The 23786-nt window shown below is 70.5% G+C and carries 25 protein-coding genes; 9 read left to right on the forward strand and 16 right to left on the reverse strand.

Annotation, left to right across the window (positions count from 1 at the left end; all coding sequences use genetic code 11):
• Positions 1 to 30: 30 nt before the first annotated feature.
• A complete protein-coding gene (gene atpB / locus ACFFR3_RS22775; protein ID WP_364378191.1) occupies positions 31 to 810 on the forward strand; it encodes a F0F1 ATP synthase subunit A in 780 nt (259 codons plus the stop codon).
• Here atpB and ACFFR3_RS22780 read toward each other — a convergent pair.
• Positions 807 to 1574: an alpha/beta fold hydrolase gene (locus ACFFR3_RS22780; RefSeq protein ID WP_345395510.1), complete on the reverse strand. Its 768-nt coding sequence runs from the start codon at positions 1572 to 1574 to the stop codon at positions 807 to 809. The genes atpB and ACFFR3_RS22780 overlap by 4 nt on opposite strands.
• Positions 1575 to 1777: 203 nt before the next feature.
• Here ACFFR3_RS22780 and ACFFR3_RS22785 point away from each other — a divergent pair, with 203 nt between their 5' ends.
• The gene (locus ACFFR3_RS22785) at positions 1778 to 2416 is read left to right on the forward strand and encodes an RNA-guided endonuclease InsQ/TnpB family protein (RefSeq protein WP_379483801.1); all 639 of its coding nucleotides are present in this window, start codon (positions 1778 to 1780) and stop codon (positions 2414 to 2416) included.
• 52 nt (positions 2417 to 2468) lie between these two features.
• Here the strand turns inward: ACFFR3_RS22785 and ACFFR3_RS22790 are convergent, their stop codons facing one another.
• Entirely contained in the window at positions 2469 to 4688 is a 2220-nt protein-coding gene (locus ACFFR3_RS22790; RefSeq protein ID WP_379483802.1) for an ATP-binding SpoIIE family protein phosphatase, read from the reverse strand.
• A gap of 123 nt (positions 4689 to 4811) precedes the next feature.
• Complete coding sequence (locus tag ACFFR3_RS22795; protein WP_364378185.1) at positions 4812 to 5516, reverse strand: iron-dependent transcriptional repressor DtxR; 705 nt, start codon at positions 5514 to 5516, stop codon at positions 4812 to 4814.
• Positions 5517 to 5616: 100 nt separating this feature from the next.
• Here ACFFR3_RS22795 and ACFFR3_RS22800 point away from each other — a divergent pair, with 100 nt between their 5' ends.
• Complete coding sequence (locus ACFFR3_RS22800; RefSeq protein WP_364378184.1) at positions 5617 to 6234, forward strand: UdgX family uracil-DNA binding protein; 618 nt, start codon at positions 5617 to 5619, stop codon at positions 6232 to 6234.
• A 71-nt stretch (positions 6235 to 6305) separates the two neighbouring features.
• Here ACFFR3_RS22800 and ACFFR3_RS22805 read toward each other — a convergent pair whose 3' ends face one another.
• Together ACFFR3_RS22805 and pdxH are read right to left on the reverse strand one after the other, a co-directional pair.
• A complete protein-coding gene (locus ACFFR3_RS22805; protein ID WP_364378182.1) occupies positions 6306 to 7541 on the reverse strand; it encodes an MFS transporter in 1236 nt (411 codons plus the stop codon).
• A 10-nt stretch (positions 7542 to 7551) separates the two neighbouring features.
• Positions 7552 to 8229, reverse strand: a complete 678-nt coding sequence (pdxH, locus tag ACFFR3_RS22810) for a pyridoxamine 5'-phosphate oxidase (RefSeq protein ID WP_345395504.1) — start codon at positions 8227 to 8229, stop codon at positions 7552 to 7554.
• A gap of 272 nt (positions 8230 to 8501) precedes the next feature.
• On the opposite strand from pdxH, the gene ACFFR3_RS22815 reads away from it, so the two are divergent.
• The 3 genes from ACFFR3_RS22815 to ACFFR3_RS22825 all read left to right on the forward strand — a co-directional run bounded on the left by ACFFR3_RS22815 (position 8502) and on the right by ACFFR3_RS22825 (position 11529).
• On the forward strand, positions 8502 to 9608 hold the full coding sequence (locus ACFFR3_RS22815) for a citrate synthase 2 (protein ID WP_379483803.1): 1107 nt from the start codon (positions 8502 to 8504) through the stop codon (positions 9606 to 9608).
• Positions 9609 to 9754: 146 nt separating this feature from the next.
• Entirely contained in the window at positions 9755 to 10864 is a 1110-nt protein-coding gene (gene serC / locus ACFFR3_RS22820; RefSeq protein WP_345395501.1) for a phosphoserine transaminase, read from the forward strand.
• 83 nt (positions 10865 to 10947) lie between these two features.
• Positions 10948 to 11529: a TIGR00645 family protein gene (locus ACFFR3_RS22825; protein ID WP_379483804.1), complete on the forward strand. Its 582-nt coding sequence runs from the start codon at positions 10948 to 10950 to the stop codon at positions 11527 to 11529.
• On the opposite strand, the gene ACFFR3_RS22830 is transcribed toward ACFFR3_RS22825, so the two are convergent.
• The 8 genes from ACFFR3_RS22830 to ACFFR3_RS22865 form a co-directional block, all read right to left on the reverse strand.
• Positions 11526 to 12170, reverse strand: coding sequence for a rhomboid family intramembrane serine protease (locus ACFFR3_RS22830; protein ID WP_379483805.1), 645 nt, complete (start codon positions 12168 to 12170; stop codon positions 11526 to 11528). The genes ACFFR3_RS22825 and ACFFR3_RS22830 overlap by 4 nt on opposite strands.
• A 108-nt stretch (positions 12171 to 12278) precedes the next feature.
• Positions 12279 to 13043, reverse strand: a complete 765-nt coding sequence (locus ACFFR3_RS22835; RefSeq protein WP_379483806.1) for a crotonase/enoyl-CoA hydratase family protein — start codon at positions 13041 to 13043, stop codon at positions 12279 to 12281.
• A gap of 6 nt (positions 13044 to 13049) precedes the next feature.
• Complete coding sequence (locus tag ACFFR3_RS22840; protein WP_345395495.1) at positions 13050 to 13823, reverse strand: SDR family NAD(P)-dependent oxidoreductase; 774 nt, start codon at positions 13821 to 13823, stop codon at positions 13050 to 13052.
• 47 nt (positions 13824 to 13870) lie between these two features.
• Positions 13871 to 14209, reverse strand: a complete 339-nt coding sequence (locus ACFFR3_RS22845) for an STAS domain-containing protein (protein ID WP_043624827.1) — start codon at positions 14207 to 14209, stop codon at positions 13871 to 13873.
• Between the two features lie 187 nt (positions 14210 to 14396).
• Entirely contained in the window at positions 14397 to 15134 is a 738-nt protein-coding gene (locus ACFFR3_RS22850; RefSeq protein WP_379483859.1) for an energy-coupling factor ABC transporter ATP-binding protein, read from the reverse strand.
• Positions 15128 to 15883, reverse strand: coding sequence for a cobalt ECF transporter T component CbiQ (gene cbiQ / locus ACFFR3_RS22855; RefSeq protein WP_345395488.1), 756 nt, complete (start codon positions 15881 to 15883; stop codon positions 15128 to 15130). The genes ACFFR3_RS22850 and cbiQ overlap by 7 nt, the downstream gene beginning before the upstream one ends.
• A 3-nt stretch (positions 15884 to 15886) precedes the next feature.
• Positions 15887 to 16915 (reverse strand): energy-coupling factor ABC transporter permease, encoded by a 1029-nt coding sequence (locus tag ACFFR3_RS22860; protein ID WP_345395485.1) that lies wholly within the window; start codon positions 16913 to 16915, stop codon positions 15887 to 15889.
• Between the two features lie 75 nt (positions 16916 to 16990).
• Positions 16991 to 18805: a glycosyltransferase family 2 protein gene (locus ACFFR3_RS22865; protein WP_379483807.1), complete on the reverse strand. Its 1815-nt coding sequence runs from the start codon at positions 18803 to 18805 to the stop codon at positions 16991 to 16993.
• Positions 18806 to 19133: 328 nt separating this feature from the next.
• Here ACFFR3_RS22865 and ACFFR3_RS22870 point away from each other — a divergent pair, with 328 nt between their 5' ends.
• Both ACFFR3_RS22870 and ACFFR3_RS22875 read left to right on the forward strand, forming a co-directional pair.
• Positions 19134 to 19493, forward strand: coding sequence for a hypothetical protein (locus ACFFR3_RS22870; protein WP_345395476.1), 360 nt, complete (start codon positions 19134 to 19136; stop codon positions 19491 to 19493).
• A gap of 311 nt (positions 19494 to 19804) precedes the next feature.
• A complete protein-coding gene (locus ACFFR3_RS22875) occupies positions 19805 to 20749 on the forward strand; it encodes a D-2-hydroxyacid dehydrogenase family protein (protein WP_345395473.1) in 945 nt (314 codons plus the stop codon).
• On the opposite strand, the gene ACFFR3_RS22880 is transcribed toward ACFFR3_RS22875, so the two are convergent.
• Together ACFFR3_RS22880 and ACFFR3_RS22885 are read right to left on the reverse strand one after the other, a co-directional pair.
• Positions 20742 to 21260 (reverse strand): GNAT family N-acetyltransferase, encoded by a 519-nt coding sequence (locus tag ACFFR3_RS22880; protein ID WP_379483808.1) that lies wholly within the window; start codon positions 21258 to 21260, stop codon positions 20742 to 20744. The genes ACFFR3_RS22875 and ACFFR3_RS22880 overlap by 8 nt on opposite strands.
• A gap of 1 nt (position 21261) precedes the next feature.
• A complete protein-coding gene (locus ACFFR3_RS22885) occupies positions 21262 to 21792 on the reverse strand; it encodes a CGNR zinc finger domain-containing protein (protein ID WP_345395466.1) in 531 nt (176 codons plus the stop codon).
• 109 nt (positions 21793 to 21901) lie between these two features.
• Here ACFFR3_RS22885 and ACFFR3_RS22890 point away from each other — a divergent pair, with 109 nt between their 5' ends.
• Entirely contained in the window at positions 21902 to 22657 is a 756-nt protein-coding gene (locus ACFFR3_RS22890; protein ID WP_379483809.1) for a class I SAM-dependent methyltransferase, read from the forward strand.
• A gap of 101 nt (positions 22658 to 22758) precedes the next feature.
• On the opposite strand, the gene ACFFR3_RS22895 is transcribed toward ACFFR3_RS22890, so the two are convergent.
• Positions 22759 to 23784 carry an O-methyltransferase gene (locus ACFFR3_RS22895; protein WP_379483810.1) on the reverse strand — a complete coding sequence of 342 codons (1026 nt, stop codon included), beginning with the start codon at positions 23782 to 23784 and terminating at the stop codon, positions 22759 to 22761.
• Positions 23785 to 23786: the final 2 nt, after the last annotated feature.

Consider the following 23786-nt stretch of genomic DNA (forward strand, 5'->3'; position numbering starts at 1 on the left):
GGGTATCGTCCTGACGCCGAGGAGCAGCCGATGTCGCTCGCCCCCGAGTTCCACGCCCCCGGCCCCGATGTGTTCGAGTTCCCGCCCTTATGGGCGGGCGCGCCCTTCTGGCTCACGAAACCGGTCCTGCTCGCCGTGCTGAGCGCCCTGGTGGTGTGCGCGCTGGCCTGGGGCGCCTTCGCCCGGCCGCAGCTCGTCCCGAGGGGCCTGCAGAACGCCGGCGAGTACGCCTACTCCTTCGTCCGCGAGCAGATCGCCCGCCCGTTCCTCGGCAAGGACTCCGACCGCTGGATGCCGCTGTTGCTGAGCATGTTCGCGCTCATCCTGGTCTGGAACGTCATGGGTGTCGTGCCGGGCGTGCACTTCTCGGTGACCTCGCACATCGCCTTCCCGGCGGTGCTGGCGATCATCGCCTACGTGATCAAGCTCTACATGGGCTTCAAGCACCAGGGCTTCGTCGGCTTCTTCAAGAACTCGTTGTTCCCGCCCGGCCTGCCGCGCTTCCTGGCGATCGTCCTCTATGCCCCGCTCGAGCTCGTCTACATCTTCGTCACCTCGTTCTTCACCCACGCCGTGCGACTGTTCGCGAACATGTTCGCCGGCCACATGGTGCTGGCGTTCTTCTCGGCGGTCGGCTTCTGGTTCCTGTTCGAGCAGCCGACCTTGCTGGGCGCGCCCATCGGCGTCGCCGCGGTGCTGATGACGATCGTGATGACCGCGCTGGAGATCTTCATCCAGTTCCTGCAGGCGTACCTGTTCGCCATGCTCACCGCGATGTACATCGGCAACGCGATGGACCCCGCGCACTAACCCTGCAGGATGACCCTGGCCACCAGCTCGGGGTCGTCGCTCATGGGCAGGTGACCGCAGCCCTTGAGCAGCTTGACCCGCTGGCCCGACCAGCGCGCCGCGCGTACGGCCTGGCGGCGCAGCAGCAGCCGGTCGTGCTCGCCCCACGCGATCGTGACGGGCGTCTTGGGCGGCGCGGGCGGCATCAGCCCGCCGAACGACTCCAGCGTCTCGTCGAAACCGGTCGAGCCGGCCAGCGCCTCGGTGGCGGCGATCAGGGCGGCGGGGTCGAGCCTGGAGGGGCGGGCGACCAGGACGCCGGCGGAGACCGTACGCAGACGGGGGTTCTCGGCCGTCTTCGCGAGCTGCTCGGGCGGCAACGACCTGGCCGTGGCCCGCAGCCCTCGCAGCACCGCCTGGCAGTAGAGCAGCTCAGGGCGGGACCAGAACCCGGCGGGAGACAGCGCGGTGGCCGTCCGGACGACGCCACGCGAGGCCAGCTCAAGGGCGATGTAGCCGCCCAGCGAGTTGCCCGCGACGTGTGGCTCGCGCACGCCGAGCAGCGCGCAGCACGACTCCACCGCGTCCGCCAGCGACTCGGCGGTGTAGGGGATGCCGTCGGGCAGACCGGGCGAGGCCCCGAACCCGGGCAAATCGAGCGCGATCACCGTACGGGCGGCGGCCAGCCGGTCGAGCACCGGCAGCCAGCCCTGCCAATGGTGACCGATGCCGTGGATGAGGATCAGCGGCTCGCCGGAACCCCGTCGTTCGAAGGCCAGGTCCATCAGACTCTCCCGAGGGGACCGTCGCCTTGAGGCGACGGGGGAATCGGGAGGGCCGTCAAGGCCGGAGCGTGCGGTGACCTGTCAGGTCCGCGCATCAGAGATCTCCGTTCATCGCGCGTTAGATGGATAACACGGCGGCGTGGTGCCGGCCGGGACGGTGCGGCGCTCCATCGAGACGCAGGACGAGCGGCCGTCCAAGGGTGGTGGCCGTACGTAGGTCGTACAGGTTCCCGCTGCGCCCCACGCTCACGCAGGTGGGGGTGCTGGCGGCGTGTCTGGAGGACCATCGCACGCTGTACAACGCCGCGCTGGAGCACCGGCGTACGGCCTATGCCAAGGCCGGAGTGAGCGTCCGTTACGGTGACCAGTCGGCCGAGTTGAAGCACATCCGCGCCGACGACACCGGCGGGCAGGGCCGGTGGTCGTTCTCCTCCCATGTCGGGCACGTCCGCGTCCACCAGCACCGCCCGGTGGTCGGCCGGGTCAAGACGATCAGCGTGAAGCGGGAAGGCTCGCGCTGGTATGTGGTCGTGTCGTGCGACGACGTGCCCGCCGCGCCGCTGCCCGCCACCGGCACGACGGCCGGCATCGACCTGGGTGTCGCCTCGCCGGTCACCACCAGCGACGGCGTGCACGTGGCCAACGCCGGTCGAGAGCTGATCGCGGTGCACCCCGCCGGCACCTCCCGCACGTGCGCCCGATGCGGGCATCGCGCGAAGGACAACCGCCTCACCGCGTTCGCCTGCACGGCGTGCGGGCATGCCGCGCACGCCGACGTGAACGCGGCCGGCACCATTCTCAGGGCAGGGCCTGCCCTTCGCCAGGCTGGGGAAGCGGCTTAGCGAGAAGCCGCTCCCTTCAGGAAGCGGAGGAGTCACTGCGCCAGTAGAACACTCACCTGCCGCGCGTGGGAATCTCGAACCAGACGGCTTTGCCTTCCCTGGTGGGACGCGATCCCCAACGCCTGGCGAGCTGGTCGACCAGGTAAAGGCCGCGCCCGCCCTCGTCGTTCTCCCCCGCGCTGCGGATGCGGGGCAGCCGCAGGTCCTGGTCGAACACCTCGACCCAGACCGACTCCTCACCCCTGCGCAGCCGCAGCGTGAACTCCTTGTCGCCGACGGCCTCCTCTTCGAGGCCCGGCATGTCCCAGGACTCCTCGAACGGCAGCGGCGGCCCCTCGACGACCAGCTCCCTGCGCGGCACCCCCGCGGCGGCGGCGTGCAGCACCACGTTGGTGACGACCTCGGAGACCAGCAGGCAGGCCAGCTCGGCCCGCTCCTCGGGGACGTTCCAGTCGGCGAACGCCTCGGCGGCCATCCGCCGCGCCTCGCCCACCATGATCGGCTGGGCCGGGAAGGTGCGGGCCTCGACGTCGAGGTCGACGTCGCTGGAGCGGACCACGAGGATCGCCATGTCGTCGTCGATCTCGCCGGGCACCGCGACCGTGGCGGCGTCGGCGATGCGCTCGACCTCGGCGCCGGACACCTTGGTCAGCTCCGCGCACAGCGTGCCGAGCGTCTCCTCCTCGCTCGGCATGCTGCCGTCGCGGCCGGGACGGCGATCGACCAGGCCGTCGGTGTAGAGCAGCAGCGCGGCGCCGGGCGGGAGGGAGACCGTCTCCTCCTTGTAGACGAGGTCGGCGTGCAGGCCCTTGGCGCGTACGCCGAGGGGCTGGCCGACCTCCTCGATCTCCAGCTCCCGGCACTCGCCGTCGACCAGCAGCAGCGGCGGCGCGTGCCCGGCGTTGGCGAACGACAGCTGGCGGGACCAGGCGTCGTAGACCAGGTATTGGCAGGTGACGATCGGCGGGATGCTGACCTCGCCGCCCTTGTCGTCCTGCTCGGGGGTGGCGATGATGCGGGTCCACTCGTCGAGCCTGGCGAGGATGTCGGCCGGCGACTTGTCGTCTTGCGCGAAGGCCCGCAGCGCGGCCCTGAGCTGGCCCATGATGGCCGCCGCCTTGGCGCCCCTGCCCTCGACGTCGCCGATCACGATGCCGACGCGGCCCGCGGACAGCGGGATGACGTCGTACCAGTCGCCGCCGACCTGGGTCTGGATGCCCTGGCCGTGGGAGGCGAGGGGGGCGGCCGGGTAGTAGCGCACGGCGATCTGCAGGCCGTCGAGCTGCGGCAGCGCGCGCGGCAGCAGGTATTTCTGGAACGACTCCGCCGTGTGGCGCTCCTCTTCGAACAGCAGCGCGTTGTCGATGGCGAGCGCGACCCTGGTGGCGATGGCGCCCACGAAGTCACGGTCGAAGGCGTCGTAGTGGGGGCTGCGGCGGTCGGTGAGGTTGGACAGGCCGAGGTACATCAGGCCCAGCGTCTCGCCCCGCACCAGCAGCGGCGCCACGATGGCGGAGGTCATGCCGATCTCGCCGCACAGCCGGGCGCTGCCCTCGTGGGGGGCCGGGTAGCGGCTGCCGGCGAAGTCTTCGACCAGGATCGTCTCCTGGCGGCGGAGCGCGGTGTCGGCGTAGTGGCCGGAGGGGTAGCGGATCTCCGCGCCCACCGGCTTCCATGTTCCCGACGGCGGCGCCCACCCCTGTACGTGCTGAGAGACCCGGCGGACGAGCCGGTCACCCTCCATCAGCTCGATGAAGCAGTGGTCGGCGAACTGCGGCACGAGCATCTCGGCGACCCGCTTGAGCGTCTCCTCGACGTAGAGGGAGCCCGCGAGCCGCTCGCCGATGCGCTCGAGCAGCCCGAAGCGGTCCTTCTCCCGCTCGTTGCTGCGCAGCGCCTCTCTGGCGGTCATGACGATGCCGGTCACCGACCCCGAGGGGTGGCGCAGCGGCACCGCCTGGGCCCGGACGTAGACGATCGTGCCGTCGCCGCGCCGGACGTCGAACGTGCCCTCCCATACGCCGCCCTTGAGCACGTGCTTGGCCAGCTCGATGGCGAGCGGGTGGTCCTTCTCCATGATCCCGAGGGACAGGCCGGACGAATCACGCGACGACTTGGCCGGCCCGCCGAACAGCTTCTCGGCGAACGGGTTCCAGTAGAGGAGATTGCTGAAACGGTCGGTGACGACCACCGCCATCTCGGCCTGGTCGAGCACCGACCCGGCAGCCAGGTGATCGGCCGCTTCTTGTGACAGATCCCCCCAACGCTTCATCCGGAGACCACTCCTCGGGGTGGCGTGTCTGCAAGACGGACCACGGGCGCTCCTGCAACAGTCTTGGCCAGGGGAGAGTGGAGGGCCTCCCTAGAGGGATTCAACCAAGTAGCCGCGCGCGCGTCAGCGCTTGGAGACAAATACGTGCGCGGCGATATCGCGGGGGAGTTCCGCAGGAGTCTCGTTAGCGTCACCGTCACCTGTCACCCGTACACCGTCGTCGCTCGCCGCGAGCGTCACCTCGCGTCCGGGTTGTATCCCAACTTGCTTGAGTTTAAGCATCACAGCGGGATCGCTTTGCACTTGTTCGCTAATTCGGCGCACGACGACCGGAGTGTCGCGTGTGCCGGCCAGCTCGCACATCGTCGTGAGCAGGTCGGCGCCGCTCTCGACGGGCTCGCGCGCGCCGAGCTCGGCGAGGCCCGGGATCGGGTTGCCGTGCGGGCAGACGGTCGGGTTGTCGAGCAGCGTCACCAGCCGCGACTCGACGGACTCCGACATGACGTGCTCCCACCGGCACGCCTCGATGTGCACCTCTTCCCAGGGCAGGCCGATGACCTGGGTGAGCAGGCACTCGGCGAGCCGGTGCTTGCGCATGACGCGGGTGGCGAGCGTGCGGCCCAGGTCGGTCATCGACAGGTGACGGTCACCTTCGACGCGGACCAGGCCGTCGCGCTCCATGCGGGCGACGGTCTGGCTGACGGTGGGGCCGCTCTGCTGGAGACGCTCCGCGATGCGGGCCCGAAGGGGGACGATGCCCTCTTCTTCGAGCTCGTAAATCGTGCGGAGATACATCTCCGTGGTATCGATCAGGCCGTGTGCGGTCAAGGCTCCTCCCAACTGCATGGTACGCCGGTCGTGGCGGGGACTGAGCCCGTCAACCTCGGGCACAGGAATCACAGGAACCCTATGGGGAGAACGACCGACGATGGTTAAGGACGGCAACAACGGGGCGGCCTCGTTCGTTCCCGACCGGCTCGACCTCGCCTCCCTGCGTACGGCGGCGGCCGGTTGTAGGGGCTGCGACCTCTATCGCGACGCCACGCGGACGGTGTTCGGCGAGGGGCCTGAACGGGCGAGATTCATGCTGGTCGGCGAGCAGCCGGGCGATCAGGAGGACCGGCGCGGACACCCCTTCGTGGGGCCCGCCGGCCGGGTCCTGGACCGAGGGCTTGAGGAGGCCGGGATCGCGCGGGACGAGGTCTATCTGACGAACGCGGTCAAGCACTTCTCCTTCACGCCCAGAGGCAAGCGGCGCATCCACCAGAAGCCGACGGCGGCCGAGATCGACGCCTGCCATCCGTGGCTGGACGCCGAGCTGGCCGTGGTGCGGCCCGAGGTGGTGGTCGTGCTGGGGGCGACGGCGGCCAGGGCGCTGCTCGGGCCCTCGTTCCGGGTGACCAGGCACCGGGGCGAGGCGGTGCCGCTCGGGGAGGCGGTGGCGGTCGCCACGGTGCATCCGTCGGCGGTGCTGCGGGCGCCGGATCGCGACGCGGCGTACGCGGACTTCCTGGCGGACCTGAAGGCCGCCGCGCACGCCGCCTGACCCCCGGCCCTCGATCGGCCCCGGGAGCCCTCTGACGGCGCTCTCACGCCCGCCCAGGCGGCGCGGTGATCTCAGCGGGCGCGGTAATTGCGGAAGCCGGCCACCGACAGGCCGACGATCAGGACGGTGACCGTGCACGCGAGCCCGCCGCCCACCCAGGCCCCGGTCAGCCCGAACGCGGTCGCGGTGGCGCCGGCCCGCAGCTCGCCCAGGCGCGGGCCGCCGGACACGACGACCATGAAGACGCCCTGCAGCCGCCCTCGCATCTCGTCGGGCGCGTACAACTGCAGGATGGACTGCCGCCAGACCGAGGAGATGACGTCGGCGACGCCGCCGACGGCCATGAGCAGCACCACCAGCCACAGGTCGTGCACGAGCCCGGCGCCCGCCACCGCGAGCCCCCAGACGGCGATGATGATCGACAGCGCCACTCCCTGCCGCTTGACCCGCCCGACCCAGCCGGAGAACAGCGCGCCCGCCACGGAGCCGATGCCCATGGCCGAGGTCATCCAGCCGAGCGCCAGCTCGGAGCCGCCGAAGCGCTCGGCGGTCAGCTCCGGGAACAGCGCCCTGGGCATGGCGAGGACCATCGCGATGATGTCCACCACGAACGACATCAGCAGCACCGGGCTCCTGGCGATGAAGCTGAGCCCGTCGATCACGGATCGGAGCCCGGGCCTGGTCACCACGCCCAGCGGGGGCAGCGCGGGCAGCCTGAGCGCCGCGTAGAGGCTGGCGGTGAAGAGCACGGCGTCCAGCGCGTACGCCGTCGCGAACCCGCCTGTGGTCATCGCGACGGCCCCGATCATCGGCCCGATGACCGCGCTCAGGCTGTAGATCAGCGAGTTGAGCGCGTTCGCGGACGGCACCAGCTCGGCGTCCAGGATGCGCGGGATGATCGCGCCCCTGGTGGGCCCGGTGATGGCGAAGCCGGTGGAGTTGACCGCGACGGCGAGCAGGATGAGCCACACGTTGTCCATGCCGAGCAGGGCCTGGACGAAGATGAACAGCGTGGCCGCCCAGGCCACCAGCGAGCCGGCGATGAGCAGCCTGCGCCGGTCGACCGCGTCGGCGATGGCCCCGCCCCACAGGCCGAAGACGATCAGCGGGATCAGGTTGGCCATGCCGATCAGGCCCACGTGGAACGAGGACCGCGTCAGCTCGAAGACCTGCTGGCCCACCGCGATGACGGTGACGTGGACGCCGATGTTGGAGACCGCCTGGCCGAGCCAGATCCGCCGGTAGGCCGGTACGCCCAGCGGGCGGGTGTCGACGAAATGACGTTTGACCAGGTCCCCGAATGCCACGCGGAAGACATTAAGGGGCAAGTCGTTCTATTACCCACCCGGGTCTGGTCCGCCGGTACCGGAGCCTGTCGTGCATCCGGTCGAGCTGTCCCTGCCAGAACTCCACCTCGATCGGGTGGACACGGAAACCGCCCCAGAAGTCGGGCACCGGCGGATCCTCCGGCCAGCGCGCCGCCAGCTCCTCGTAGCGGGCGTCCAGCTCCTCCCTCGACCGCACCACGGCCGACTGCCGCGAGGCCCACGCGCCGATGCGCGAGCCGTACGGGCGGGAGGAGAAGTATTCGGCCGACTCCTCGTGCGACAGCCGCGTCACGGTGCCCTCGACGCGGACCTGGCGGCGTACGGGGTGCCAGGGGAAGAGCAGGGACGCGCGCGGGTTCTCCGCCAGGTCGCGGCCCTTGCGGGACTCGTAGTTGGTGTAGAAGACGAATCCGCGTTCGTCGTAGCCCTTGAGCAGGACCGTCCTGGCGCTCGGCCGGCCGCCCGCGGAGGCGGTGGCGAGGACCATCGCGTTGGGTTCGGGCAGGCCGGCGTCGAGCGCCTCCTGGAACCAGGTGGTGAACTGATCGACCGGGTCGGCCGCGAGGTCCGACTCGAGCAGCGGCTCGCCCTCGTACGTACGGCGAAGCCCCGCCAGCATGGGCGGGCGCGGGGTGGCATCCACGAGACGGTATTCTTGCGCGCTCATGCGGCGGATCACATGGTGGGGCCGCATGCCAGCGGGTCGCCCCCAGTGTCCGGCCCCAAAGTCCGGTCCAGCCTTCGACCAGCGGGTTTGCCCGAACGGCGGGTCCCGAGACCGACCATGACCTGGGAGGGGGTTAAATTGACCCGCCGGTATCTCGACATCAACATAGCGGACCCGCACGAGGGGAGAACGACTGTGAGACCCCTGTGGCGGCCGCGACAAGGCACAGCATCGCGTTGCCGAAACATGGCAAGAAAGGGAGGCGGCCGAGAATGTCCGACTTCAAACCCGGGCTCGAAGGCGTCGTAGCTTTCGAGACCGAGATCGCGGAACCGGACAAAGAAGGGGGCGCCCTTCGATACCGGGGCGTCGACATCGAAGAGCTGGTCGGCCGTGTCCCGTTCGGGCACGTTTGGGGCCTGCTGGTCGACAACGCGTTCCAGCCGGGCCTGCCCCCGGCGGAGCCCTACCCCATCCCTGTCCACTCCGGAGACATCCGCGTCGACGTGCAGAGCGCGCTGGCCATGCTGGCTCCGGCCTACGGCTTCAAGCCGCTGCTCGACATCAGCGACGAGGAGGCCCGCGACCAGCTCGCGCGCGCCTCGGTGATGGCCCTGTCCTTCGTCGCGCAGTCCGCGCGCGGCCTCGGCCTGCCGATGGTGCCGCAGAGCCGGGTCGACGAGGCCAAGACCATCGTCGAACGCTTCATGATCCGCTGGCGCGGTGAGCCCGACCCCAAGCACGTCAAGGCCATCGACGCCTACTGGACCTCCGCCGCCGAGCACGGCATGAACGCCTCGACGTTCACCGCCCGCGTCATCGCCTCCACCGGGGCCGACGTGGCGGCCGCGCTGTCCGGCGCGGTGGGCGCCATGTCGGGCCCGCTGCACGGCGGCGCACCGGCTCGCGTCCTGCACATGATCGAGGGCGTCGAGCAGCTCGGCGACGCCAAGAAGTACGTCCAGAGCGAGCTCGACAAGGGCAACCGTCTCATGGGCTTCGGCCACCGCGTCTACCGCGCGGAGGACCCGCGTGCCCGCGTCCTGCGGCGCACCGCCAAGGAGCTCGACGCGCCTCGCTACGAGGTCGCCGCCGCCCTTGAGCAGGCCGCGCTGGAGGAGCTGCACGCCCGCAAGCCCGACCGGGTGCTGGCCACCAACGTGGAGTACTGGGCCGCCGTGGTCCTCGACTTCGCCGAGGTGCCGTCCCACATGTTCACCTCGATGTTCACCTGCGCCCGCACGGCCGGCTGGGCCGCGCACATCCTGGAGCAGAAGCGCACGGGCAGGCTGGTCCGCCCCAGCGCCAACTACACCGGCCCGGCCTCTCGCCCCCTGAACGAGGTCCCGGGCGCCGACGAGGTCGCCGGCAAGTACTGACACGTACGAACCCCCGCCACGGCTACCGCGCGGCCCTCACGGCCCTGCGGTAGCCGTTCTGGTTCTCCGGGACGCGCGACGCGCCGGTGGTCTCAGAATCCGGACCCGGTACGAGCCAGTCCACGCAGGTCGGTAGGCTCCGTTACGTGGCTGACATCGTGATTCCCGCTGACATCAAGCCCGCCGACGGCCGCTTCGGCTGCGGGCCCTCGAAGGTTCGCACGGAGCAACTGGCCGCGCTCGCCGCCTCCGGCGCGAGCCTCATGGGCACCTCCCACCGCCAGAAGCCGGTCAAGAACCTGGTCGGCCGCGTGCGCTCGGGCCTCGCCGACCTGTTCTCCCTGCCGGAGGGCTACCAGGTCGTGCTGGGCAACGGCGGCACCACCGCGTTCTGGGACATCGCGGCCTTTGGGCTCGTCCGCGACAGGTCCCAGCACCTGTCGTTCGGCGAGTTCTCCTCGAAGTTCGCCGCGGTCACCAAGAAGGCGCCCTGGCTGGGCGAGCCGAGCGTGATCAAGGCGGAGGTCGGCACCCACCCCGAGGCGGTCGCCGAGGACGGCGTCGACGCCTACGCGCTCACCCACAACGAGACCTCGACCGGCGTCGCCATGCCGATCAAGCGGGTCGGCGGCGACGACGCGCTGGTGCTGGTCGACGCCACCTCCGGCGCCGGCGGGCTGCCCGTCGACCTCAACGAGACCGACGTCTACTACTTCGCGCCCCAGAAGAGCTTCGCCTCCGACGGCGGCCTGTGGATCGCGATCATGTCGCCGCGCGCCCTGGCCAGGGTCGAGGAGATCGCCGCGAGCGGCCGCTACGTGCCCGAGTTCTTCAGCCTGCCGGTCGCGATCGACAACTCCGCGAAGGACCAGACCTACAACACCCCGGCGGTCGCCACGCTGTTCCTGCTGGCCGACCAGCTCGACTGGATGAACGGCAACGGCGGCCTGGCCTGGACCACCGCCCGCACCGCCGACTCCGCCTCGCGCCTCTACACCTGGGCCGAGAAGGCGTCCTTCGCCACGCCGTTCGCCGCGCCGGAGTTCCGCTCGCAGGTGGTCGGCACCATCGACTTCAGCGACGACGTCGACGCCGCGGCGGTGGCCAAGGTGCTGCGCGCCAACGGCATCGTCGACACCGAGCCCTACCGCAAGCTGGGCCGCAACCAGCTGCGCATCGCGATGTTCCCGGCCATCGACCCGGCCGACATCGAGGCGCTCACGACCTGCGTCGACTACGTGGTCGAGCGCCTCTAGCGGCGCTCCGCACCGACCCCATCGGCCAGCACCGGCGATCCGGTGCTGGCCTTCTCATGCCCGACTCACGACGAGGAACGTTCTTGACCGCCACCCCCACCTTCGGCCCGGGACCCGCACGGCCGAAGAGCCTCGGCTACCTCATGTTCGCCAGCCGCTGGCTTCAGGTCCCGCTCTATGTCGGCCTCATCGTGGCCCAGGCCGTCTACGTCTGGCAGTTCGCGCTGGAGCTGTGGCACCTCATCGACGGCGTCTTCCTGCACGGCGCACCGCCCGCCGACGGCACCTCCCCTGAGGCCGTCGTCATGCTCACCGTGCTGGCGCTGATCGACGTGGTGATGATCTCGAACCTGCTCATCATGGTGATCATCGGCGGCTACGAGACGTTCGTCTCGCGCATCAACCTCAACGGCCACCCCGACGAGCCGGAGTGGCTCTCCCACGTCAACGCGAACGTGCTGAAGGTCAAGCTGGCCACCGCCATCATCGGCATCTCGTCGGTGCACCTGCTGCAGACGTTCATCAGGGCCGGCGAGATCCCCAACGACAAGATCATGTGGCAGACGATCATCCACCTGGCGTTCGTGGTCTCGGCCGTCGGCCTCGCCTACATCGACCGTCTGCTGTCGTCCTCACCCGCCGAGCACACGGCCTCGCACCTCTAGCTCAGGTACGGGTACGTCGTGGCGGGCGGCAGCTCACGCTTGCGCCGCAGCACCCAGCCGGCCACCACGCCGCCGATGAGCCCGAACAGGTGCCCCTGCCAGGAGATGCCCGGCTGGTTGGGCAGCAGGCCCGCGAGGATCCCCCAGTAGGCCACGCCGACGCCGATGGCGATCACGATGTCGAGCAGCCTGCGGTCGAACAGGCCGCGGGCCAGGATGAAGCCGAAGTAGCCGAACACCAGGCCGCTGGCCCCGACGGTGGCGATGTCGGGGCTGGTGAGCCACGTGCCGATGCCGCCGATGAAGATGATCAGCACGGTGGCCCAGAGGAACTTGCGGATGTCGCGCAGACCCGCGAAGAAGCCCAGCACGAGCAGCGGCAGCGAGTTGGCGATCAGGTGGCCGAACCCGATGTGCAGGAACGGCGCGAAGATGATGCCGGTCAGCCCTTCCGGCTCCCAGCCGATGATGCCGTACTCGTAGTCGAGGCTGCCGTCCAGAAGGAAGAAGTCGACGCCCTCGACGAACCACATGACCGCCAGCATGGCCACCATGACGATGAGCGCGCTCAGGGCACCGGACAGCAGGGCCCCGGCGCCGCGCTTGGCGGACTCGAAAGCGGAACCCGAATAGTCGCTCATGCGCTCTCCCGGTGAGTCGTCTCCTCTTTCTTTACCGTAACCAGGCCGAGCTATGTCTGCGCTAAGGCGAGCCCCTCCCGTTTCATGGGGAAGCGAGAGGGGCTGTGGTCATTCGCCCTTCCACTGGGGCGCGCGCTTCTCGGCGAAGGCCGCCGCGCCCTCCATCGCGTCCTTCGACCCGAAGACCGGGTTGACTATGGCCGACTGCTTCTTGAACATCTCGTCCAGCGACCAGTCCTGCGACTCGATGACGACCTTCTTGGTCGCCATGAGCGCGAGCGGGGCGTTCGCGGCGATCTTCCTGGCCAGCTCGAGCGCGCCTTCGAGCGCGGCGCCCGGCTCGGTGATGCGGTTGACCAGGCCCAGCTCGTACAGGCGGGCCGCCGGGTAGTGGTCGCCGGTCAGCGCGATCTCCATGGCCACGTGGTACGGGATGCGCCGCGGCAGCCGCATGATGCCGCCCGCGCCCGCCACGAGCCCCCGCTTGGGCTCGGGCAGCCCGAACTTGGCCTCCGACGAGGCCACGATGACGTCACAGGACAGCGCCAGCTCGAACCCGCCCGCCAGCGCGTAGCCCTCGACGGCGGCCACCAGCGGCTTCTTCGGCGGTGCCTCCGTGATGCCGCCGAACCCGCGGCCCTCGACGACGGGCATGTCGCCGGTCAGGAAGCCCTTGAGGTCCATGCCGGCGGAGAACGTGCCGCTGGCCCCTGTCAGGACGTACGCGGAGATGTCGGGACGTGCGTCCAGCGCGTCCAGCGCCTCGGCCATGCCTCGCGCGACCGCCCCGTTGATCGCGTTCCGCGACTTGGGGCGGTTGATGGTGAGAATGGCAACATTGCCGGACTCTTCGACGAGCACTTCGTCAGACACGAGACCTCACTTGGGCTGGAAGCGGATGCCGCCGTCGAAGCGGACGACCTCGGCGTTCATGTAGTCGTTCTCGATGAGCGACCTGACCAGGTGCGCGAACTCGTCGGCGCGGCCCATGCGCTTGGGGAAGACGACCGGCGCGACCAGCTTGGCCTTGAACTCGTCGGCGTTGGGCGAGAAGCCGTAGATCGGGGTGTCGATGATGCCGGGGCAGATCGTGTTCACCCGTACGCCGATGGCGGCGAGGTCGCGTGCGGCCGGCACGGTCATGCCCACGATGCCGCCCTTGGAGGCCGAGTACGCGAGCTGCCCGGTCTGGCCTTCGAGCGCCGCCACGGACGCGGTGTTGATCACCACACCGCGCTGCCCGTCGGCGTCGGCCGGCTCGGTCTTGGCGATCGCCGCGGCGCCGATGCGCATGAGGTTGAACGTGCCGATCAGGTTGACCTCGATGACCTTGCGGTAGGAGGCCGGGTTGTGCGGGTTGCCGTCGCGGTTGACCGTGCGCTCGGCCCAGCCGATGCCGGCGCTGTTGACGACCACGCGCAGCGGCTTGCCGGTGGCCACGGCGGCGTCGACGGCCGCCTGCACCTGCTCGTCGTCGGAGACGTCCGTCCTGGCGAAGACCCCGCCGATCTCGTCGGCGACGGCCTTGCCGCGCTCCTCGTTGAGGTCGGCGACGACCACGGTGGCGCCGGCGCGGGCCAGCTCGCGGGCGGTGGCCTCACCGAGGCCGCTGGCGCCGCCGGAAATGATTGCTGCAGATCCGTTCACGTCCATAACGTGGACCTTAACCGCAGACCGAATGAAGTTCTACTCGGGGGCGGCTAAATCTCGCCCACGGCCGTGTCGACGTCGGAATAGACCTTGATGCGGCGGTCGAGGCCGGTGGTGCGCAGGATGCGGGCCACCGGCGCCTGGGGCGCGGCCAGGGACACTCCGCCGCCCTCGCCCGTGGCCAGCCGCCAGGCCTCGATGAGCACGGACAGGCCGCTGGAGTCCATGAACGACAGCTGCTGCAGATCGAGCACGAGCCGCGCGCCGTCCTGTTTGATGGCGTCGCGCACCTCGTCACGCAGGAACGGTGCGGTGAACAGGTCAAGCTCTCCCTCGACGGCCACCACCACGGCGTCACCCAGGGCGTGTCGCGCAAGCCGCAGCTTCATTGGGCCCCTCCTCGATGAGCCACTGTACTTCGACATCCCCGGATAGCGGGCATGCACAAACCACGAAAAGTCGGGTACGGGGGGACAAGGCGGGCAGAAACGCGTACCAAACGCCCCGTCAAGAACCATGCCCAGGGTTTTTACCCATCTAGGGACGGTTGCTCCAACCGGTGCTCCAACCTGAAGCTCAGAAGGCGGGGATCGCGAACCCGTACGGAAGCTCCAGACGGTGCCCGGCCAGCAGGTCCGTGTCGGCCAGCAGCTTGCGCGTGGGCCCGTCGGCGGCGATCACGCCGCCCGAGAGGATGAGCGAGCGCTCGCACAGCTCCAGCGCGTACGGCAGGTCGTGGGTGACCATGAGCACCGTCACGTCGAGGGAGCGCAGGATCTCCGCCAGCTCCCTGCGCGCGGCCGGGTCGAGGTTGGAGGAGGGCTCGTCGAGCACCAGGATCTCCGGCGCCATCGCCAGCACCGTGGCCACCGCCACCCTGCGGCGCTGGCCGAACGACAGGTGGTGCGGCGGCCGGTCGGCGAACTCCAGCATGCCGACCCGCTCCAGCGCGTCCTTGACCACCCGGTCCAGCTCCTCGCCGCGCAGGCCCGCGTTGGCCGGGCCGAAGGCCACGTCGTCGCGTACGGTCGGCATGAAGAGCTGGTCGTCGGGGTCCTGGAAGACCAGGCCGACGCGCTGCCTGACCTCCTTGAGCGTGTCCTTGCGCACCGGGGTGCCCGCCACGGTGACCGTGCCGTGCCCGGCGGTGAGTATGCCGTTGAGGTGCATGACGAGCGTGGTCTTGCCGGCGCCGTTGGGGCCGAGCAGGGCCACCCGCTCGCCGCGGGCGATCGTCAGGTCCACGCCGAACAGCGCCTGCGTGCCGTCGGGGTAGGCGTAGGCGAGCTGCCGGACTTCGAGAGAGTTCACCAGGTGAGTCCCAACACTGCGAGGGCGGTGGCGGGCAGGGCCAGCGCGATGCCCCATTGGCGTACGGATGCCGTCATGTCTTGAATTATCGGCATACTGCCCGCATAGCCCCTGCTCAGCATGGCCAGATGCACCCGCTCGCCCCGCTCGTACGAGCGGATGAACAGCGCGCCGGCCGTCCGCGCGAGCACCGGGATCTGCCGGAAGTTCCGCGCCTCGAACCCCCGCGACTCCCTGGCCACCCGCATCCGCCGCATCTCGTCCATGATCACGTCGAGGTATCTGAGCATGAACATGGCGATCTGCACCAGCAGGCCGGGCAGCCGCAGCCGCTGCGCCCCCAGGAGGATCGTCCGCGGCTCCGTCGTGGCCGCCAGCAGGATCGACGCGACCACTCCGAGCGTGGCCTTGGCCAGGATGTTCCAGGCCGCCCACAGGCCGGGCACGCTCAGCGAGAGCCCCACCACCGTGGTGCGCTCCCCCAGCCCGATCACCGGGATGAGGAAGGCGAACAGCACGAAAGGCACCTCGATCGCCATCCGCCGCAACACGTACGGCGCCGGCACCCCGGCCACCGCCGCCACACCGGCGAGCAGCACGGCGTACGCGGCGAAGGCCCAGAAATGCTCACGCGGGGTGGCCACCACCACGAGGGCGAAGGCGAAGACCGCCAGCAGCTTGCACTGCGGCGGCAGCCGGTGCACGACCGAGCCGCCCGGCAGGTAGAGCTGGTGGTGGTGCCCCGCGCTCACGTCTCACACCTTGATCTGGTCGGAGGACTTGCCGCGGCCGCGCGCCGCGTAGCCGACGGCGCCGGCGATCAGCAGCACCAGGCCCACGCCGATGATCCCGGCCACGCCGACGGGAATCCCGCCGACGTCACCGTAGTCGGCCAGCGCCCACGTCCCGAACAGGTGGTCGGCGGCCTGGTCGCCGAAGCCCTTGTTCTCGGCCACCGCCTCAAGCCCGTCCGGGTCACCCGAGGCGAAGAACGAGACCACCCCGGCCAGCACCAGCGTCACGCCGACGCCGCCGAGCAGGAACGGCTTGAACGCGCCGCGCCCGGCGGCCACCGGCTGCGGCTCGCCCGCCGTGGTCTCGCCCGCCGTGGTCTCGCCCTCCGCGCCACGCAGGACCAGCGGCTTGGACAGGCCGCGGGCGCCGTACACGAGGTCGGGCCGGACGGCCAGCACGGCGCCGACGGTCAGGGCCGTGATCACCGCCTCGCCGACGCCGATCAGCACGTGCACGCCGCCCATCGCGGCGGCGACCGCGCCGACCTCGATCGGCGCGGTCCCGCCGATCGCGAACAGCAGCGTGAAGACGAGCGCCGCGGCCGGCACCGAGATCAGCGCGCCCAGGAACGCCGCCACCACCACCTTGCCCCTGGTCAGCCCCGCGACCAGCCGGAAGACGCCCCAGCCGACGAGCACGGTGACCAGGCCCATGATGGTGACGTTGACGCCGAGCGCCGTCAGCCCGCCGTCGGCGAAGAACACCCCCTGCACCAGCAGCACCACGGCCATGCACAACACCCCTGTGTACGGCCCCACGAGTATCGCCGCCAGCGCGCCGCCCATCAGGTGACCACTGGTGCCCGCGGCGACCGGGAAGTTGAGCATCTGCACGGCGAAGATGAACGCCGCGACCAGCCCGGCCATGGGCGCGGTCCGGTCGTCGAGCTCGCGCCGCGCGCCACGCAGGCACACCGCGACCCCGGCGGCGGCCACGACGCCGGCGGACACGGACGTCACCGCGTTGAAGAAGCCATCGGGTACGTGCACGGCTGCCTCCACTGAGCAGGTCGGACAAACGTTCCTACTTTAGGACATCGTCTTGCACCTGCACATAGATGGCAATTAGCGCAGGAGTCTCTTCACGAGAGTTTCCGCAGTCAGACGCTTGACGACCGCGCTCAGCCGCCCCTTCCCCGACGTCGCGTACGGCCGCACACTCCGCATCAGCGCCGCGCCCCACCACCGGCGCGGAGCCGCCACGGCGGTGGCGCCCGTCTCGATCCTGAACCGTGCGGGCGGCCCGCCCAGATCGAGCTCCAGGTACGCGTCCCAGGTCCCCGGCGCCAGCCGCCCCACCGCAGGACGGGCCGCGAACCCGCCACCGGGCAGCGGCACCACCCGCTCGGCCCGCTCGCACCCGCTGCGCCGCTCCCGCCACACGATCCGCCTGATGGCCGCCGCCTGCGGCGCGGTGCCCGCCACCGTGACCTCGCCGTCGATCAGCAGCCGGTGGCCGAGCGCCCAGCGCGTCCTGATGAGCGTGGCCGCGCCGGGCACCGCCACCACGTGGCCGCCCACGTCGATGCTCAGGTTGCCGTTGTCCCTGGTGAAGTAGGGCAGCACCACGACGCCGCCGACCAGCCGGGGCCGCGGCCTGGCGAGGTCGCTCTCGCGGTCGGCGCCGAGCCGCCCCAGCCGGATCACGCCCTCGATCTCGACCGCCACCCGCAGGTCCCAGACGCCCGAGCCGAGCGCGCCCACGTCGAGCCGTACGGTGAACTCGCCGCCCTTGCGCTCGACCGGCAGCACCAGCTCGGTGCCGGGGTCGTGGCGGGCGCGCAGCACCACGGTCAGGCCGTCGTCCCTGGTGATGCCGTCCAGCCTGGCCGCGCCGGTCACCACCAGGCGGTCGCCCTCCCAGCGCAGCCCGGTCAGCCTGCGGCGCACGGTGGCGCTCTCGATGCGGGCCAGGCGTACGAGGCGGTCGATGTCGCCGAGCGCGTCGGCGCGCTGCCGATCGATGGTGTTGAGCCGCTCGTGGACGCCGGGGGTGTACCACTCGTCGCACAGCGCGGCGACCTCGCGCGCGATCTCCTTGCGCCGTACGTCGTCGCTCTCCAGGAACACGGTCCCGAGCTGGGTGAACACGTCGAGCCTGAAGTGCCGGCGCAGCAGGTGGTCGCGCAGCGGGCCCGGCTCGACGTGCCTGGCCATGAGCCGGATCGGCTCTTTGATCATCGCCAGCCAGGCGAGCGGGTCCCTGCTGCCCGACTGCTGCATGATGCTGCTGCCGTCGGGCCGCGAGACCAGGTGGTAGCAGTCGTAGTCGGCCACGATGGAGATCGGCCCCGCGTGGCAGTAGGCGTGCACGCTGAAGAGGATGTCCTCGCCCACGAGCATGCCCTCGCCGAACCTGATGCGGTGGCGTTCGAGCAGCTCTCTCCTGAACAGCTTGAAGCAGCTCAGGCTGTTGTAGACCGGGCTGTCGCCGAGGCTCACCCGGTCGGCGTTCTGCTGGAACATCGACACCGGCGCCCGCCTGCCGTGGCCGACGATGCGGCCGAGCACGATGTCGGAGCCGTTGGCGTCGGCCACCGAGACCATGCGTTCCAGCGCCTCGGGGCCGAGGTAGTCGTCGGCGTCGCAGAAGAAGACGTAGCGGCCCGCGGCGTGCTCGATGCCGACGTTGCGCGGGCGGCCCGCGCCGCCGCTGCCCTCGATGTGGATCACCTTGACGACGCCGGGGTGGTAGGAGGCGTAGAGGTCGAGCAGTTCGCCGCTGCCGTCGGTGGAGCCGTCGTCCACCACCACGATCTCCTTCTTCACCCGCTGGACGAGCGCGGAGGTCAGGCAGCGGTCGAGGTAGGGCCGGCAGTTGTGCACGGGGATGACGACGCTGACGTCGAGGGCGTCGTCATCGCTGCCTGTCCCCGGCATCGCCACCACTCCAAGAGTTCACGTCGCGTCGTCATCCCGCTTCAGTATGTGACGAGTGCGGGCGTCCGCGCGGGCCGATCGCGTGTTCTCCATCCCCTGCTTTTGCTAAGAACGGAGAATCACGGCATTCGGCCAATAAGCCCGCGCACACTGGCCAAATAGTTCATTCATGCAGCACCGAATGAGTTTCAGGGGTGTGGTTTTCCCTCCCGGGAGAAGAATCCCTCCCCCGCCGGGTGCATTCCGCCACCACCGCGGGCCGCGGGTGATCCGCGACCGTGCGTCGCGCGTCTACAGTTAGGCAACCTTGACTCGGAGGTGGCGGGTAATGGGATCGGATCTGCGCGGCGACACCGCGAACGGCTCGGCCGTCCACACGGCGGAGTTCATCGTTTCCTCGGCACGGCTGACGGAACTGTACGAATGCGCCGTCCTGCTGCGGCGTACGCGGGTGCGCGCGGAGGAAATCGTGGACGAGGCACGCGCCCTGGTGGCCGAGGCGCGGCAGCACGGCGACACCGAGCGCGCCCTCCTCCTGGAGGACCAGCTCGAACAGGCGCACGCCCGATACCGCCAGGTGCTGAAGGCATACCTGGTGCTCTGCCGCAGAATCAACGAGGAACGCCAGGACATCCTGCGCGTTCAGGTCGAACGCGACCGCATGTCTGGATTGTCGGGCGTGGCCTGAGATTTACGCGCAGGCACCCGCTCGCCACCGCCACCCACTCATGTTTCAGGAGCGGGCGGGAGAAACCAGCGAGAAATCGATGAATCGGGGTGAACCGTTGTGGCGTTTGGGGCGTCTCATAGTCAAGGAGGCCCGAAATGCACGCCTTGGACGGTCTCGCGGCGCCCGACTTACAGCGGCTCCAGCTTGAGCTGCTCCTGATCCTGGCGCTGCACGAAGAGGCGGAGCGGCTGGCCGCCGACTAGAACGGGCTCCAGCTCCCCGGGGCCGCCCCCCGGGGAGCTGGAGCAGGGGGCGTAACATTTCTGGTCATGCTGCGCTGTGCCGTACTCGACGACTACCAGGACGTCGCACTCGGGCTGGCCGACTGGTCACGGGTGTCGGCCAGGAGCTACCGCGACCACTTCACCGGCCTCGACGACCTCGTCACCGCCGTCCACGACTGCGAGATCATCGTCGCGATGCGCGAGCGCACGCCGTTCCCCGCTGACGTGTTCGCCCGGCTGCCCAACCTGCGCCTGCTCGTCACCACCGGCATGCGCAACGCCTCCATCGACCTCGCCGCCGCCCGCGACAACGGCGTCACCGTCTGCGGCACCGGCGCCGGCTCCACCCCCACCGTCGAGCTGACCTGGGCGCTGATCCTCGGCCTCGCCCGCCATCTGCTGCCCGAGGCCACCGCCCTGCGCACCGGCGGCCCCTGGCAGCAGACCGTCGGCGCCGACCTGCACGGCCGCACGCTCGGGCTGCTCGGGCTCGGCCGCATCGGGTCGCGGGTGGCCGCCGTCGGGCAGGCGTTCGGCATGGACGTCGTGGCCTGGAGCCGCAACCTCACCAAGGAGCGCGCCGCCGAGTGCGGCGCCCGCCTGGCGCCCGACCTCGACGCGCTGCTGGCCGCCTCCGACGTCGTCTCCCTCCACCTCGTGCTCTCCGACCGCACCAGGGGGCTGCTCGGGGCGCGCGAGCTGGACCTGATGAAGCCGACCGCCCACCTCATCAACACCTCGCGGGCGGCGATCGTCGACCAGGACGCGCTGGCCGCCGCCCTGCGCGAAGGGCGCATCGCCGGGGCCGGGCTCGACGTGTACGACGTGGAGCCGCTGCCGGAGGGGCACGAGTTCCGTACGCTGCCGAACGTGCTGGCGACCCCGCACCTGGGCTATGTGACCGAGCTCAACTACGGCACCTACTTCAGGGAGGCCGTCGAGGACATCGACGCCTTCCTCGACGGCACCCCCATCAGGCAGCTCACCTGAACACGCACCGATACCGCAGCTCACGAACCTCGAGGCCGCCGATGACCGCGTCCTTGACGGCGCCGTCCTGCTGCCACCCCATCCGCTCGTAGAACCGGATCGCCCGGGCGTTCCCCTCCAGCACCCACAGGCCGGCGGACGAGAAGCCCGCCTCCCTGAGCGTTCGCATCGACTCCGCCATCAGCCCGCGTCCTATCCCGCGCCCCCAGACGGCCGGCAGGGCGTAGATCGCGGCCACCTCCCCCACCTGCTCGGGGTCATCGTCGTCGTCCCGGGTGGGGCAGAGACCGGTGAAGCCGACCACGTCCCCTTCGTCCTCCGCGACCAGCGTGGCCCGGCGCGGCCAGTCGGCCTGCTGGATGAGCCGCTGCCACTGCGGGACGCGTTGCGCCGGCCGTAACCCGTCGAGCAGCGGCTGTGGCAGCAGCCCGTGGTAGGCCCGCTGCCAGGACCGTACGTGGATCTCGGCGACGCGCTCGGCGTCTTCTGTGACGGCTTGGCGAACTCGCATGTCAGCCTCTCGTACGGGCTCGGAAGGCGGCCGTCTTCACCCGATTCTGGCAGGCGGTCGAGCAGAAGCGGCGGGTGCCGTTGCGGGAGACGTCCACGTAGACGCGGTCGCAGTGCGGGGCCGTACAGACGCCGAGCCGGTCGCTGAACTCGCTGCCCAGCACCACCGCGAGGCCCGTCGCGCAGCCGGCCGCCCAGTCGCCGGCCATGGTGCCGCCGAGGCCGTGGAAGTGGAGGTGCCAGGGCTCGCCGTCGTGCCGTTCGAGGCGGGGCCTCGCGTCGGTCTCGGCGAGCAGCACGTTCACCTGTTCGGCCGCGCGGTCGAGGTCGCCGTCCGCGACGGCGGTGAAGACGGTACGCAGGCGCCGCGCGACCTCGGCCAGTTGGGCGCCCTCCGCCTGGGTGACCTCGCGGTAGGAGGGACGCAACGCACGCAGGGCGCCGGTGGCGGCGGCGCCCAGGTCGCGCGGCACCGGGAAGGGGCGGCCGCGCTGCTCGCCCGGGGTCAGCGCGTTGACGAGGGTCACCGCCACCCTGACCACCGCATCTGTGTGACTGTTGTAATCCAATTGACCGGTTACACCTTCGTGCCGTACGTTGTGACTGTCCAAAGCATAGACGACAGTTACAGGGAGAACGTTCGTGCTGACTCACGATGCCGCACTCCGTTGGCTCGCGCGCTGGGATCGCCAGCAGGAGGGCTACCTGCCCGACCGCGAGGAGCGCTTCACCGCGCTGATCGACGCCGTGCAGGCGCTCGGCCGGCCCGACCCCGTGGTCATCGACCTCGGCTGCGGCCCCGGCTCCCTGTCCGTCCGGCTGCTCGAACGGCTGCCCCGGGCCAGGGTGATCTCCGTGGACGCCGACCCGCTGCTCATCGGGCTGGGGCGGGCCGCGTACCCGCAGCTCACGTTCGTTTCCGCGGATCTGCGGACGAGCGGGTGGACCGGCCTGCTCGGCCTCGACGGCCCCGCCGACGCGGCGGTCAGCACCACCGCGCTGCACTGGATCTCCGAGTCCGACCTCAAGGGCGTCTACGCGGAGCTGGCGACCGTGCTGCGGCCCGGCGGGCTGCTGCTCAACGGCGACCACCTCGACACCGACGACGCTACGCCCGCGCTCTCCCGCCTTGAGCACGCGGTGCACGACCTCGAGACCGAGCGCACGTTCGGTGCCGACCGCCCCGAGGACTGGCGCAGCTGGTGGGACGCCATCGCCGCCGACCCCGACCTCGCCGAGCTCAACCGCGAGCGCACCACCGCCGGCGCCGACCACCACGGCTCGGAGTCCCGCCTGCTGTCGCAGCACGTGGGAGCGCTGCGCGAAGCCGGGTTCACCGAGGTCGGCACGTTGTGGCAGCGGGGCAACAACCGGCTGCTGTGTGCCGTACGGGGCTAGCGATTCCCTGCACGCCGCGGGCGGCTCACGTCACCACGAGTTCATGCCGAGCTTCGAGCGGCTCACGATGGAGGCGGCCCGCGCCCTCACCCGCCGCCGGGTCAGCGTTTGCGGGCCAGGGTGACGCCGTCCCGCACCGGCAACATCACGGAGTCGAGCCGCTCGTCACGGGCGAGCGCATCGTTGACCTGGCGCATCGCCACCTGCGCCGCCCCCTGGAACGCCGGATCCAGCACCCGGCCGCCGAGGAACACGTTGTCCAGCACCAGCAGCCCGCCCGGCCGCAGCCTCGGGACGATCTCCTCGTAGTAGGCCGGGTAGCCGGGTTTGTCGGCGTCCACGAAGGCGAAGTCGAAGGCGGGCTCGTCGGGCAGCGCGCGCAACGTGTCCACGGCGGGCCCGATCCTGAGCTCGATGCGATCGGCCACGCCCGCCCGCTCCCAGAACGGCTTGGCGATGTCCGTCCACTCGGTGCTCACGTCACAGGCGATCAGCTTTCCGTCGGCCGGGAGCGCGCGGGCGATGCACAGCGACGAGTACCCCGTGAACACGCCGACCTCGATCGCCCGCCGCGCCCCCACCATCCGGGCCAGCATGCCGAGCAGCGCGCCCTCATCGGCCGACACCTGCATCCCCGCCGACCGCCCGGTCACCGCCCGCGTGGTGGCCGCCAGCTCACGCAGCACCTCGTCGGCCGGGGTGCAGTGGGCAAGCAGATAATCCTCAACGACGGGCGAAACCAGCTCGACCTGCTCCCCGGAGACGGCCTCCGCCCACACCACCCGCTCACCATCTCCCGCCCGCACGTCACCCGCGTGTACGTCACCCGCCTGCACGTCTCTCGCCCGCACGTCACCCGCCTGTACGTCACCCGCCTGTACGTCTCTCGCCGCGAGAAGCTGCCGCCCGACCTCCTCCTGAACGCTCGCCAACCCACCGGCGTCCGCCGCGGCCGCGATCACCAGCACCTCATCCCCCGCCGCCAGCACCGAACAGCCGCCCCCCGCCAGCGTCACCTTCGCCCGCCCGGGACCGGTCATCTGAGCGTCCGGCTTGAGCCGCTCGACGATACGGGCGAGGTGACGGTCGGGGTCGGAGGTGGTGATGCGAGCCGTGGACAGGGGCATGA

The organism is Nonomuraea salmonea (assembly GCF_042428605.1).
Classification (GTDB): domain Bacteria; phylum Actinomycetota; class Actinomycetes; order Streptosporangiales; family Streptosporangiaceae; genus Nonomuraea; species Nonomuraea salmonea.